The following is a 14908-nucleotide window of genomic DNA, read 5'->3' as shown; positions in this document are numbered from 1 at the left end:
TGGACGCGAATGAACGCCAATCTTCGGCGATTGAGCATCATTGCTACGCCATCTACACTGCGTTCCGTCACGACCATTCGCGTTCATTCGCTGTAAAAAAAGGACTGTGATGACTTTCGATAGTCATGACTTTGTGGGTACGCTGATCAGTGATCGAAATCAGTGTTTTTTTTGGGGGGAGTCGTGGGAGGTTGATGCGGCTCGCCGCGAGCGTCGGCCCTTCGGTTGGGGCGGTGGTCGCTTAGTTCGCTGACTGATCTTCCGGGAAAGGGGGAAAGTCGGACTTTAGGTTGATGGGTCTTGTCCCATCCTCTTCGAGGCAAATTTCAACTAAAGGGCGAGAGTGTGTATAGCGAACTCCTTTGAGGGGGGCGTTATCTAGATTCCAAGCAATAACCGAGGGGTTGTTTCGGTAGGAGCCTATCAGTTGCCTTAAGTTTCGGGCCTGCCATTCGTACGACTTTTGGTGTGAATGGTTTTCGGTTCTCTGCATTGAGTGGGTGTCTATTTGGACGAGGATCCCAAGCTTGTCGCAGGTTTCTATGAAGTCGAGTGAGGGGAGACCGTCCGTTGTTCGAACCATATTGACTCCCGACGATTGAAGGCGACTCAGTTGCTTTTCCCAAGATGAGGTGGATTGTGAGCAGGGGGATAGAGACACGCCTTTTATGGGGGTTGGCTGATCGTTGATGTAGATGAGGTTTTCCTCTGCCTCCGCTTTTAGAGTGCGAATGCCGAAGTTTGATTTGTGGCGCTCTAAAAGGAGTTCTCCTTGAAGTAGTGACGATACAAGAAGGTATTGGTCAGGGCTATTCGGTTGCCAGAGCTTTGGCTGGCTGATTACGAGTTGAGTTGTTGAAAGGGAGTGGGCTTGGGCGAGGGAAGTTATCTCCTGGGTTTGTTCAGCGACGATTTCTCCAGTTGTATTCAATATTTGGGTGTAGAGGGTTAGAGATTGATCTTCGCGAGAGTTGTTGACGATTGCTGCCTCTAGTGAAAGGACTGCGGCATCTGGTTCCGCCCGTAATGTCTCTATCCGTACGCTGGAAGGGCGGATGTGCACAGGATGATGGATGCGTAGCTTTGCAGTCTGGTTGAGACTGACATGGCTGGGGCTTATCTCGGAGGGGTGGTCCGGGATAAGGTTGATCGCGATTACATTCGTCTCATCCTGCCCGTAGCGAATGTAAGGAGTCAGGTCGCACTCTAGTCTTAGGTTTCCGTTCGCATAGTAGCCAAGGTCGTGGCCGTTGAGGTAGATTTTGCACGGATAGCGAGTTCCTCCGAGCAGGAGCGCGATCGTGTGAGGTCGAAAGTCGGCGGGAAGAGAAAAATGCTTCCTGTACCATGATTGGCTGCTCCGTGGTGGAGTGCTTGTTTTTATGTCGGTTTGATCTCCGGCTTCCGTGGCGTCCAGCTTTACCCAGCTATGATCTACGTAGTCGGGGAAGCGGGCGTCTCGATTCTGTCCGGTTTGGTAGAGCCAGCCGTCGCTAAAGTCTTTCAAGGAGGAGAGAGGTTCAGCTTTTAAGCTGGAAACGAATATCTGGAGAGTGAAAACGAGTAATAGCTTAGGGGCTATTTTAGGGGTGGGTAGGCTCATTCGCAAAATGTCTTGGCGCGTTCCTTGATCCGAGCACCAAGCTGCTTCGCAGTAGGTGAATGTGGATGTAGTTGGAAGCTTGAGACAATCTTAGCAAATTGAGCGATTCAGTCTCTTTTATCCTCGTAACAAAGGTTTTGAGCTTAATTCACGCCCGCTTTATTAGCCTGAGTTGCTGGCTGCTTTAGCGCCTTTTACGAATTCTCGGGGTGATTTACTAAAGTGCTTTTTAAATGTGGTGCTAAAATAGCTGAGGTCGCTGAAGCCAACTTTGAAAGCGATTTCAGTTATGTTATGCTCTCCTTCGAGTAGAAGCTCTGAAGCGATCTTCATGCGGATAGAGCGTATGTAGGCGCTTGGCGATTCACCAGTGATTGCCTTGAACTTTCGGTAGAGTGACATGCGGCTCATGCTCATTTCTGAGGCAAAGAACTCTACATCGAAGAGCGGATTCTCGAGGTGTACTTCGACGGTGTGAAGCGCCTTGGAAAGAAACTTCTCGTCAAGCGCGTTGGTCGCGACTGTCTTGGGCTCGATTTTGGCCGCTTGCTTCTGGCTTTGAAACAGTTCGCGTAGTTTTTGCCTAGATTCGAGTTGGTTGTGTATTCGCTTTTTTAGGATTGGCGGGCGAACGGGCTTTGAAAGGAAATCGTCTGCTCCGGAGTCGAGGCCTTCTAGCTCATGCCGGTCTGACTTCAGAGCGGTGAGCATGATGATGGGGATGTGGCTCGTGCTCGAGTTGCTTTTGAGTTGGCGACAGAGCTCACGTCCATCGAGTCCAGGCATCATCACATCCGTAACGATGAGATCGGGGATTCTTGCGGATGCGGCTGCGAGCGCTTCATCGCCATCTTTTGTGGTAATGACTTCGTATTCCTCTGATAGTTCGCCCTCAAGGAACTCGAGGATGTCCTGGTCGTCTTCCGACAATAGGACGAGGGGGCGTTCGTTTGCTTCTGGCTCGCTTGCTTCCTCAGGTATTTCAGTTGGGACGGCACGCTTTGCGTGATCTGGGGGAGTGGATCTTAGCGGTATCCGGACTGTGAAGGCCGCCCCGCGATCCTCGCCATCGATCTTCGTAATCGGACTCTCGACTGAGATTGAGCCGCCAAAGGCTTCAACGATGTGTTTTGTGTATGCGAGTCCGATGCCTGATCCGCGTACCTTGTTGCGAGGCCCGTTCCCAGCTCGGTAGAAGACTTCGAAAATACTGTCGATTTTTCCGGTGGGAATTCCGCAACCATTGTCCTTGACCACGATGGTGGCGATATTCTCCGCTGCTTTCTCGGTGATTGAAAGGGATATGTGGATACGCCCCGCTTCTGGAGTGTATTTTATGGCGTTGCTGATTAGGTTGTTGAGGACGCGTTCGAACTTCTCTGAATCGATCCAGGTGTAGTGTTCTTGGGCGGAATGCTCGAACTCGAGGGTTTGCGATTGCGCGTCTGCCAGAGGCCGGATCAGGTTGATCGTCTCGTTCGCTATGTAGATGATATCCGAATGGGACGGATAGAGTTCGAGGGTCGATGTCTCTGCGTGCCGGAAGTCCAGAATCTGATTTATGAGATTGAGCGTCTTTTTTGCGTTCCGGTAGGCCAGTTCCAGCGGGCGTTTGTCCCAGTGTCTCGGAAGTTTGGCAAGTTGACTTTCAAGCGGGCCGAGGATGACGGTGAGTGGAGTGCGAAGCTCATGGGAGATGTTGGTGAAGAATTGCAGCTTAAACTCATCCATCTGTATAATATGCTGGATACGTTGACGGACGAGTAGAGCGATTAGCAGGATGATTGTTACTATGATAGCGATCATCATCGCGATAAACCAAGGGCTTTGCCAGGTCGGTGGGACTACGGAAAACGTGGCGATGGCTGGCGTGTGGCTGATGTTGCCGTCAGTATCCATACTGCGAACTTCGAACGTGTGGGATCCCGCGGGAACGTCGAGGACGACGGTGTTGGTGGAGGTGCCGAAGGGAGACCATTTGCCGCCGTCGGTACGGAATGAATACATTAGGTCTTCAGAGCGAGTTTTCGACCATTTGTCGCTTCCGCTCCATTGCATGAAGATGTTCGCAGGGGAGGTTGATTGGGTTTCTTGCGGATGGATCCTGGCAATGGGAGCTTCCGTATCTGGAAGGTATCGGATGGTCCGAAATCCCTCATGCATCTTTTTGGTAAGGTTAAACTTGAGCGTGCGGCGGAAATACCAATCGCGTCTGGCGATGTTTATCCAGAGGGCTCCGTCGTTTGATTGGCGAATAGTGCCGCCTTCACGGCTAAAGCGAATCTCCTTGGGGAGAGCGTCGGGGAACCAGTGTTCACCGTTGAAATGTGAAATTCCTTTGTTGGTCGCGACCCATACGTTACCTGAGTTGAGGCGATCGGCGTGAGCATAGATCACCTGATTGCTCGAGATGCTTGAGGGGGCTTCGATGTTTTTGAAGTTCGTACCATCGTAGTGAAAAAAGCCTCGGTCCCATATCGCGAGCCAGAGCCCTCCGTTTCCGTCGCTTGTTAGGTGGTCTATCCAGAGCTCGTTTCCAAATGGGGAAACGCTGCTGGAGGTCGAGTTTTCGTCGAGTCGGAATTCGGTTAATCCGACGCCTCCGGCCCAGAAACGATTGGGTTCGATCTCGGCTAAGCCGACAGGGCGAGAGGGGACGGTCGGTGGCGAGATTATAGAAGAGTCATAAATGTCGCCAGTTTTACGATACAGGACGAGGCCTTTGGGATCTGCATAGGCTTCGTCGTCTCCGGAGCCAAAGAGAATATCACCGTAGGCTGTTTGAATACAGGAGAGGTGGCTGATGAAGCTTCTCAGTTCTGGGTGCTGGTTGCGAATCCAGTTTTCTCCATCGTAATAGCAAACGGCTGCGATCCCTCGATGGGACCCCGCCGCCCATATGGTTCCATCGGTGGATTTGAAGATTGTGAGAGGGGTGTCGATGACGTTGTGGGTGTGTTTGGTCCAAAGGTCTTCTAGTGGATTGTTTTGTACGATTTCTCCTCCTACCGATACGAACCAGAGTGCTCCGTCAGCGTCTTCGCATTGGAAGTGGAGCCCCTGGTAGGAGTCGTATCCAGCGTTGGCGTACTCTATCTCGTAGATCTTTTCTCCGTATCCACCTAGCACAATATTCCCGTTACGCCTAACCAGAGTGAATGGAAGGTTGGTGGGGACATTGAATTCTGGATACTCGATCGAGGTGAATTCGTTGCCTCTCATAACGACGAGTCCGGTCTTGGAGAGGAGGGCGACTTCTGACGAATTTATATGAAACCCGGTGGTGTGTTGCTTGTTTCCGGGGATATCCTTGAAGTTCTCGGGGCTCCATTTTTCGAGTTCGTTATTGAATTGGTAGGCGTCTACTGAGTGCTTCCAGCTGAGCGCTACCGGAGAATCTACGAGTGGGGAACCGATTATGTGGGGGAAGGCATCCTCGTGTGTGTAGATGAATGTGTTCTTCTTTTCGATGGGGCGGCTTACGCTGTTTGCATCGAACTGATAGCGGACGAATTTGTTCTCGTAGGGGACCTTTAGCCAGAGTCGGTTGAGGGAGTCGAAGGTGATTTCGGTCGCCGCCTCTTGTATTTCTGGGATGAGGATTATGTCGCGTCCTACAATCCTGTAAAATCCGTCGGGGAGAGAGAGCACTTCGACTCCAAGGGCGCTGCGGACCATAACGGGATTTATCCCGGAAGGGCTGTCTTCGAAGGCTTTCTCGAGAATCCAATCTCCATCTTTGAACGAGTAGAGGCCGATGGATGTGTAGAGATAGAGGCGGCCGTTTTGAGAGGAGAAAATTTGGTAGGGTCTGAAGTCTTCGCCTTTAGAGGGATAGGGGGCGAGCGTGCAATCGTAGCCATCGTAAAAGACTAGGCCATTCGTGCTGGTAAAGCATAGGTCGCCTTCGAGCGTTTCAGCTCCATACATGAGCTGGTATTCGTTGAGAGGTTCGAGCTCGTGCCAGCGCCAGCTGTCCGCGAAGGCGAGCGGAGTTTCGGGCGTGTAGGGCTCGTTTGCCTCGTTTGGGGTGCCGAGGAGGAAGAGGGTAGTGAGAAGAGTAACGCTGTATCGAAACAGCGCCAAGAAGGTGGATCGGGGCATTGGAAGAAGGGTAAGGGGGACTGCGCTTGGCTCAATGATGATTTCGTGTTGTTTCAAGATTTCAAAAGGCGCGCGAATCCAGCGCTTTTTCTTTGAGTTAGGAGCAGGGCTGGTTGGACGGCGCTCGGTTTTTGGTTGAAGTAATACGCGACGAAATGGTGTATTGTATGCAAAAAGGCATGCTCGCCTTTATCTCCCCGTTTGCTTCGCCCTATGAATTGTCTTGTTCTGTTTCGTCGTTTTCAGCGTGTCTGCTTGCGGTTTTGTTTGTTTCTTTTTTGGGGAGTCTCGTGGGGAGTGTCTTCTGAAACGCCTCGATTCGAGGTAGTCGAGAGCGAGGAAGGCCTTGAATTGCAATGGGATGTGTCGAACTGGGAGACGGTGGTCTATCTAGAGTCTTCGCAAGATTTGGGGGATTGGGATTTGTTGCTGGAGATCACGCGTCAAACGGATGCGGCGGGGAAGTTGTCATTGGAGGGACTCGGGGAAGGGACGTTTTACCGTCTCCGTACGGATGAGGGGTGGTATTTTCTGAGTCGGCCGATCAAGAAATCGTCGGTTTTGTTCACGCAGGTCCCGGATGCGAACGAGCAAAACGTGGAGGCTTTTGGGGCTACGGGCGTGTTTTGGGGGCATATGCCAAGTCGGGAGCTGCATGTTCAGGAGAACATGGATGAGTGGGTGGAGAAGGTGGACGGGCTTCGCGCTTTAGGATTGGATTTTATCGGGAGGGGCGAGTTCGATTGGGGGTGGGCTTGGTTCATTGATTTCGAGGCGGAGCCGGAGGATCACTGGGTGCGGGATTTGGACGGGGAGTTTGTGCGGTACGAGTTTATGGGGGACCTGGAGTACAAGGGGCTTCGGAATTATTGGGTGAGTCACCACAGTCCGCGTTTTCTGGATTTCATGAAGTTTCAGGTAGACAAGCTCTTTGAGGGGCCGGTGACGCATGTGATGTTTGATTCACAGACCTCTGGAACGCGTTCCGTGCATATGTTTGGCGGGGATTTTTCGCCTTACGCGATGTCGGGGTTTCGTGAATACATGAAGGAGCGATATTGGGACAGCGAATTGGCGGAGATGGGTATCGTTGACATCGATAGCTTCGATTACGGCGAGTTTCTGAAGGCAAGAGGGATGTCGAGAACGACCTATGAATCTCGGATGCGTCGCATCACGGGAAACATCCCTTTGTATGAGGATTTTGTTTACTTCAACCGGAAGGTGGTAAACGAGGTGATGGATGAGGTTTTCGATTATGTAGAGGGGAAGAGTCCTGGAATCCCGATCGGGTCGACGACTTCGCTTATGGAGCCGCGTGGTTTTTTGTTTTCCGAGCGGATGACCTATCTTGCGGGGGAGTTGTTCCAGCAGGCGAGCAGCGTGGTGGACGGAGCTCCGTTGCGGCCGATTTTGCACTATCGGGCTGCGGAGGCGATCGGGATGAATCTGATTTTCTTTCCCTATCCAGGCGAGTGGGCTCGCTTGGTGGATGAGAATCGTACGCGGCAAGCGAGGCTTTGGATCGCCCAAGCCCATGCGATGGGAGCGGTCTTCACGATTCCGAAGGTGGTATGGGTAGGTGGCGAGATGGGCGTTTGGAATGCTGATTCGGAGTTGTACAGCGACTTGTATCGGTTTGTTGGCGACCATGCTCGCTTGTTTGATGGATATCGTCCGCATGCTCGGGTTGGGTATGTTTTTCCTATGCTCGCTTCGATGGACGCTTGGGGTATCGATGGAACGAATACTGCTCACGCTAGCATGGAGTTTTTGGTGGAGGAGAACATTCCCTTCGAGATGATCGTTTTTGGTGATCGTGACAGCGACCTAGCGCCTTCGCTTGAGACGCTCGAGAGGTTGGAAGTTGTGTTTGTGGATGGTGACGCGAGTTATTTGACCGATGGACAAGAGCATTGGCTTGCGGAAAACGGGCCGGAGATGGTTCGTTTTGGCGACCGGGACGAATTGGTTTCGAAGCTTTCTAGCAAGGTCGATGTGTTTGTTGGCGGGGCTGCTGCTAACGATTGGATTTCTGCCTTGCCGCGAGTTTCTGACGAGGCGGGGGCTCCTTTTGTGGTGCATCTGGTGAACCGGGTTTTCGAACCAGCGGAGAACCGCGTGGAGTCCCATGAGAATGTCCGTGTCGAAATTGGGGGCGGGCTGTTTTCGGAGGCGATTTCGAAGGTGCTCTTGCATCGTCCGGGAGAGGATTCGGAGGAGCTTGTTGTGGAAATGACGGAAGGCGGTGATCTCGTTTTGCAGGTGGCGGAGATCGAGGCTTGGGCGATGCTGGAGCTGGTTCGTTCCGATAGTCCTTAATTGGGAGGAGGGAGTTTTATTTGATTCGTGATCTCCCGAATTGGGGATCGGTGGTATCCCTATATCGGGGTGGCTCGTTTGACTCGTTTGGCGCCTGATCTAATCTGCATCTAGGAGAGCTGCTTACTGTGCCAATCGTTTCTAAGTCACTCGTTATCTTCGTCGTTGCGTGCTTGCAGGCGGGCGTGTGGGCGGCGGTGCCGGAGCATTTGGATTTCAAACGGATTAACGCTACGGATGGCTTGTCCAACAATTGGGTCCGTTGTTTCTACCAGGATGACGAAGGCTTCATGTGGATCGGCACTAGCAATGGGCTGAACCGTTACGATGGACACAGGATTAAGGCGTTTCATGTAACAGTCGAAGGGAGCGGGAGATCGGTCGCGACTACGGTCAACTACGTGGCTAGGAAGTCGGAGCACGAGCTTTGGGTCGCCACAGATATCGGGTTGTTCATCTACAGCGATCAGACGGATCGGATCGAGCATTTCCATTTTGGAAAAGAGGTTCCTGTTTTCCATGTGCTGAGCGACTTGAAGGAGCGGGTTTGGGTGTCGACCCGGACGGGCTTGTATCGACTGGAGGAAGACGGGCAATGGACCCGCTATCATAACAAGAAGGAGGATGAGGGGAGCTTGCCGAGCGATTATGTGAACGTCTCTTTCATTGACTCCAAAAAGCGGTTGTGGGTCGGGACGAAGAATGGGATTTCCTTGTATCTGGAGGACGAGGATTCGTTTCGAACTTTTAGGGCTCCGGTGCAGCCGGGCGCGTTGGGGCGAGCTGACATTCTCTCTATCGACGAGGATCGCTGGGGGAGGATCTGGCTTGGGTCGGCGACCGGCGGCTTAAAGGTGATAGATGGGACTCAGCCGCTTGAGCGCTTGAGCGTGAATCGCGTTGGTGGCGGAGACGTGGTTGATGTGACAGTCGACGGTGACGACTTGCTTTGGGTCGGTCATGCTGCGGCGGGAGGGCTAAGGATCGTCGATCTGGAAGGCTATCGTTTGGGCGAGGAGGTGGATGGTCCGCGTTTCTTTAGTGATCGGGCCAATCCGAGCAGCATTGGGGATAACTCTCTTTTCAATATCTTCCAGGACCGGAGCGGAGATATTTGGATCGGCTCGTTTGGTAACGGGGTCAGCTATACCAGTAAACGTTCCATGCCTTTTAGAGTTTTCGGGAACGGAACGCTAGAGAGTCCTCTGGTGAACGAGCTCTTGGATGACGGAGAATCGCTATGGGTTGGCACGGAAGGTGGGTTGAGCCGGAGGAACAAGAGGGATGGGACGTATCAGCATTACTACGACGCTGATGACTCTGAGGTATATCTGGGGGCGGATGCTGTGCTCGCTTTAGAGTTGGACTCGTCCGGCCTTCTTTGGCTGGGGACGTGGCGAGGTGGCTTGGTGCGGCTTGATCCCGATAGCGGTGAGTTCGTTCGATATTTGCCTCACGAAGGAGAGGGGAGTTTGAGGTCTCCGTTTGTCTTTGCGGTCGAGGAGGATCGAGAAGGTGTGATATGGGTCGGGAGCGTCGATGGCGGGCTCAGTCGTCTGGATCGTGAATCCGGTTTGTTCCACAACTACACGCGCGAGGAGATGGGGTTATCGGCCGAAGTGGAGTATTCGTCCATCAATGACATCATGGAGGCGAGTGACGGTTCGCTCTATGTGTCGACCTATGGAGCGATATTGAGATTTGATCCAGAAACTGAAAAAGCGGTGGAGTTTCCGCATGATAGGGAGCGCCCGAACGGAAACAATGGCACGAATGTGCTTGGTATCTATGAGGATAGTTTTGGCCTGCTTTGGGTTGCCACGGATGGCGGATTGGAGTTGCTGGACGGGGAGAGCGGTACGTTTGTTAATTACACGTCTGAAGATGGCTTGGTGACCGATAGCGTGCGGAGTATCGTGGAGGATGGTGAGGGGAACCTGTGGATTGCGTGTAGCGTCGGTTTGAGCAAGTTTATCAGGGAAGAGAACGCTCCAGAGAGGGGGACGTTTCGGAGTATTGTGGACGGGCACGGAATTGCGGGTAAGGAGTTTAAGCGAAGGTCCGCGGTGGGGGACAATGAGGGGGGGATCTATTTCGGAACCTCGACCGGTTTTCTCGGCTTTCGGCCGGAGGACATCCTGTTTAACGACCAGGTGCCGACTGCCGTGATCAGCGAATTGAGTCAGCTGGAAACCTTACCGGATAGAGCGTCGACCTATGTGAGTATCGAGAAGAACCGTTATAGTGATGGGGTTTTGAGCTTGGATTATGACGCGGCGGATATCCGTATCCACTTCTCTAGCTTGAGCTATCTGAATTCGGAGTCGAATCACTATAAGTATCGGATGGTTGGTTACGATAGTGATTGGATTGATGCGGGGAAAGTCAGCTCAGCCTATTACACGAGTATAGATCCTGGCAGATATGTCTTCGAGGTTGTCGGATCGAACAACGATGGAGTCTGGTCGCCAGTGGCGAGGAGTCTTGCGATTATCGTGTCTCCTCCTTGGTGGGAGACTGTTTGGTTGCGTGGGAGTTTGTTGTTGGTGGTGGTTTTGAGCGTTGTCGGAGCATTTCGGATACGGTCTAATACTTCTAGGAAGCGGGAGTTGCAGTTGAGCGAGGAGGTGCAGGCGAGGACCTTTGAGCTTCGATCGGCGAACGAGTTGTTGGCGGAGAAGCAAGAAGCTCTCGAGTACAGCAACCGGGAGCTGGAGCAGCACAAGCTAGGACTGGAAGATATGGTGGCGGAGCGCACGCTTGAGCTTGAAGCGGCGAAGCGGAAGGCGGAGGACTCGGATCGTCTGAAGTCCTCTTTTTTGGCGAACCTAAGTCATGAAGTGAGAACGCCGATGAATGCGATTATCGGGTTCTCGGGCTTGCTGAAGGAGGAGTTCAAGCCGGAGGGGGAGAGCGAGTCGTACATTCGAATCATCAACGAGAATTGCCAAAGCCTTTTGGTGCTTATCGATGACATCTTGGATCTCTCCATGATCGATTCGGAACAGGTTGTCATTCACAAGGAGCCTTTCGATTTGGTGGAGTGCCTGAGGGGAGTGGAGAGCTTTTATCGTCTGAGGGACGAGAAGGGGCTCGACATCGTTTTCGAGAAGGGAAGCGAATTGGAGTCGTTCTGGATCGAGTCCGACCCATCGCGTTTTCGCCAGATTCTTGATAATTTGATCGGGAACGCCTGCAAGTTCACTCTGCAAGGGGGGATCAGCTTTGGCTTTGAGGACAAAGGGGATACGGTCTTGTTCTACGTGCGGGATACGGGAGTGGGGATCGCTCGCAAGGACCTGGATAATATTTTCGGTCGCTTCTACAAAGTGGAAGAGGACGCGGAGACCTTGTTCCGAGGCACCGGGCTTGGCTTGGCGATTTGCAGTGAGTTGGTGGAGTTGTTGGAGGGAGAGATTTGGGCGGAATCCGAGATTGGGGTTGGGTCTGTATTTAGGTTTCGATTACCTAAAAGCAAGAGGGAGGTCGAGAGAGTGGAGTCGACGCCAATGGCTCGAGATATAGATCTGGATCAGCTGCCTGTGTTGGTTGTGGAGGATGAGCGTACTAATTTTTTGATTACGGAGGCTATTCTCGAGCGGGCGGGGGCGAAGGTTTACCACGTGGAGAATGGCTTGGAGGCGGTGGAGTTTGTTCAGGACTCTGAATGTCCTGAGGATCTCCTGATATTGATGGACTTGAAGATGCCTAAGATGAATGGCTTTGACGCTTGCGAAGCGATTAAGCGGATGCGTCCGATGACTCGGATTGTTGCTTTGACGGCTTTCGCCCAAAGGGAAGATCGGCAGAGGGTGATGTCTAAGGGCTTTGATGGCTACGTTGCTAAGCCGATCGACCCGGCTAAGCTTTTTGAAGAGATCCGAAGCGGGGTGTGAGAAAGCTTGGAATAGTGGCCGGTTTGAAGGCGAATTTATCAAATGTTGGTTAAGCTTCTCTGAAGAAGGGCACTTTGTGGTCGTCCGATTGACAGAGCCACTCCGTATATTTGTGTTTCGCTATTAATCTATTTTCTACAGTTAAGAAGGGCCTCTTTCTTCGAAGTCTTGGCGTAGCGTTTGTTTACGCGATCGTGGGATGGCTATCGTTGTTTATGGCGATTCCTCCCGGTTTCGCTTCCCCGATCTGGCCGTCGGCGGGGGTTGCTCTGGCGGTGATTTTGATGCATGGGAGTCGCTATCTGGGGGGCGTCTTCCTGGGTTCTCTGGCGATCAACCTCTATAGTTCTTTGAAGGGTGGGATTCCGGAGGACGTCTTGTTGCCGGTGGTGTTGGCGGGATCGATTGCGAGTGGAGCTGCGCTTCAGGCCTTTGCGGGAGCTTGGCTGATCAGACGTCAGGTTGGCTTTCCTAATGCGTTGGAGGGGATTCGGAGTATTTTGATTGTGCTCTTGCTTGGGGGACCGGTGGGGTGCCTTGTCAATTCCTTGATAGGAAGCAGCGCCTTGGCTGTGGCGGGAATGCTGGAGGGATCGAGCTGGGCACAGAACTGGTTTACCTGGTGGGTGGGGGATTCATTGGGTGTCGCGATTTTTGCCCCGATCGGCCTTTTGTTGCTTTCGCCGAAGGAGGTGGTTCGATTTGGGCGAAAGACGGCTCTGACGCTCGCCCAGATGGCGATGTTCGCCTTGCTGGTAGTGGGGCTTAGCTATTTGAAGAAGAGCGAAAACGAACGGTTGGAGCTGGAGTTCAGCAACAACGCTCGCGCGGTTGGCTTTCAAGTGGAGCGTGCGGCGCAGTCGCATGTGGGCGTGCTGACGGCGATCGATTCGTTTATCAATTCCGGGGAAGACTTAACGAAAGAGAGTTTCGAGCGCTTTGCCGGAGCGCAGCTGCAGTGGCAGACGGGGGTGCGGGCGTTGTCTTGGAACCCGCTGGTGAGAGGTAGGGATAGGGAGACTTTTGAGCGGTCGGTTCGTGAGGAAGGAGTCGTTGATTTTGGCGTGAAGGACCGTGCGAAATCGGGCGAGTTGGTCCCTGCTGGGAATAGGGAGAAGTATTTTCCGGTTACCTATGCTGTGAGCGCTTCCGGCGGGAATGCTCCTGTTGGCTTCGACATTTATTCGAATGCCTCACGGCGGGAGGTTCTGCGGGAAGCGGAAGGTTTAGGGATGGCTATGGCGATTGGGCGTGTTCGCTTGGTTCAGTCGAAGGCTTCAAACGGGATGTTGCTCTACCATCCGGTTTTTCTGCGTGCTGAAGGGGAGAATTTTGGGGGATACGCGTCTGAACTTGTTGGATACGTTTCAGGAATCTTTCGGTTGGACGAGTTTTTGGGGGCCGCTCTTGAGGAGGCGGAGGAGCGTTCCATGGACTTGGAGCTGCGTGCTGTGGATGCTAGTGGGGAAAAAGAGTTCCTTTTCGATTCGAGAGGGAGGGAGAGGGGCGATGCCCCTGAGAATGTCCGCTCTGATGTGTCGCTTGAGAAGGCGTTGCCTGTTTCGATTGGGGGCAGTCGATGGGAGCTGGTTGTGCGAGAGAGCGGGGCCTTGAAGCGTCAGAACATGAGCGTTCGTATTTGGACTGTTTTGACGGGGGCTTGCATCATCATGGCCTTGCTGGGCGTGCTGTTCTTCTCCCTAAGCGGACAATCCGCTATCGTTCAGCGTACGGTTGATTTGCGTACCGCGGAGCTGGCGGCCAAGACGAAGGAGGCGGAGCGTCTGGCGCTTGCTGCGGAAGCGAGCAATATCGCGAAGAGTCGTTTCTTGGCGACGATGAGCCACGAAATTCGAACTCCGATGAATGGGATCATGGGAGCGCTTAATCTGCTTGAGCAAGTTGAAGATGTGGACAGGCATAGTCTGGTCTCGATGGGGCGTCGCAGTGCGGACAACTTGCTTCATCTGATCGACGAGATTCTCGATCTGTCAAAGATAGAGGCGGGAAAATTGAGCTTGGAGGAGATCCGGTTTAGTTTGCCTGAGCTCGTTTTAGAAGTGTGCCAGTTGCACTTGCCGAACGCACGAAGCAAGGGCGTGGAGTTTCAGTATCATATCCGAGAAGAGGCGGAGCTTGAGTGCTTGGGCGATCCGTATCGATTGCGCCAGGTGCTATCGAATATCATTGCGAATGCGGTGAAGTTTACGAATCGGGGCGCGATCGAAGTGGATGCCACTTCTGTTTGTAAGGCAGACGAGTCTCGTGTAGTTGTAATTGAAATACGGGATACGGGAATCGGGATTGGTCAGGATCAGCTTGAGGGCTTGTTTGAATCTTTTGAACAGGCTGACTCCAGTATTACGCGTAAGTATGGAGGCTCCGGCTTAGGGCTGACGATTTCCAAGAAGCTAATTGAGGAAATGGGAGGAACGATCACTGTCGATAGCCAGTTGGATTCTGGCTCTCGGTTCGTGGTTACGATTCCTCAGCCAAATGCGTTTGTCATGGGGAAACGAACCGTCGGGCGTGATGACCGTAGGGCTGCGGAATCGTCTGAACCGCTAAACTTGCAGATCCTCTTGGCGGAAGATATTGAGACCAATCGCGACGTGACGACGATGATGCTCGAGTCGATGTTCAGAGCTCGGGTAGATGCGGTTTCTGATGGTGCCCAAGCTCTCAAGGCACTCGCTGAGAAGCAGTACGATCTTGTTTTGATGGACTGTATGATGCCTACGATGAGCGGCTATGAAGCGACTTCAAAGATTAGAGAAGGGGAAGCGGGCGTTTCGAATCGAGACATTCCGATCGTAGCTCTGACAGCTGACGCCATGGCTTCAGCTCGGAAACGATGCGAGGAGGTTGGAATGTCTGACTATCTCGCAAAGCCTTTGCAGCCTGATGCGTTGCGAGCGGTGCTTTCGAAGTGGAAGAAGTTTGGTATTTCGGCGACTTAGAGGCTGTCCAATAAGGTGAGAAT

At 52.8% G+C, this 14908-nt stretch carries 5 protein-coding genes; 3 read left to right on the top strand and 2 right to left on the bottom strand.

The genetic code is table 11. The features are described 5' to 3' along the window. Positions 1-241 precede the first annotated feature (241 nt). Positions 242-1507 carry a glycoside hydrolase family 2 protein gene (locus tag JIN87_RS00280; protein WP_200353492.1) on the bottom strand — a complete coding sequence of 422 codons (1266 nt, stop codon included), beginning with the start codon at positions 1505-1507 and terminating at the stop codon, positions 242-244. A 258-nt stretch (positions 1508-1765) separates the two neighbouring features. Continuing rightward, positions 1766-5707: an ATP-binding protein gene (locus JIN87_RS00275; protein ID WP_200353491.1), complete on the bottom strand. Its 3942-nt coding sequence runs from the start codon at positions 5705-5707 to the stop codon at positions 1766-1768. Positions 5708-5920: 213 nt separating this feature from the next. On the opposite strand from JIN87_RS00275, the gene JIN87_RS00270 reads away from it, so the two are divergent. From JIN87_RS00270 to JIN87_RS00260, 3 genes are all read left to right on the top strand, one after another. After that, positions 5921-8029 carry a hypothetical protein gene (locus JIN87_RS00270; RefSeq protein WP_200353490.1) on the top strand — a complete coding sequence of 703 codons (2109 nt, stop codon included), beginning with the start codon at positions 5921-5923 and terminating at the stop codon, positions 8027-8029. A gap of 128 nt (positions 8030-8157) precedes the next feature. Next, positions 8158-11925, top strand: a complete 3768-nt coding sequence (locus JIN87_RS00265; RefSeq protein ID WP_200353489.1) for a two-component regulator propeller domain-containing protein — start codon at positions 8158-8160, stop codon at positions 11923-11925. A 110-nt stretch (positions 11926-12035) separates the two neighbouring features. Next, complete coding sequence (locus JIN87_RS00260; RefSeq protein ID WP_267909317.1) at positions 12036-14885, top strand: CHASE domain-containing protein; 2850 nt, start codon at positions 12036-12038, stop codon at positions 14883-14885. The last annotated feature ends 23 nt before the right edge of the window (positions 14886-14908 follow it).

The organism is Pelagicoccus mobilis, from assembly GCF_016595505.1.
Lineage (GTDB): Bacteria > Verrucomicrobiota > Verrucomicrobiia > Opitutales > Opitutaceae > Pelagicoccus > Pelagicoccus mobilis.
The sequence above is the reverse complement of the archived record's forward strand: the minus strand, read 5'-3'. Positions and strand labels throughout refer to the sequence as shown.

Bases quoted from the DNA above. Each gene is read 5' to 3' on its own strand.
- JIN87_RS00275 (WP_200353491.1), bottom strand. From the start codon at position 5,707: ATGCCCCGATCCACCTTCTTGGCGCTGTTTCGATACAGCGTTACTCTT.
- JIN87_RS00270 (WP_200353490.1), top strand. From the start codon at position 5,921: ATGAATTGTCTTGTTCTGTTTCGTCGTTTTCAGCGTGTCTGCTTGCGG.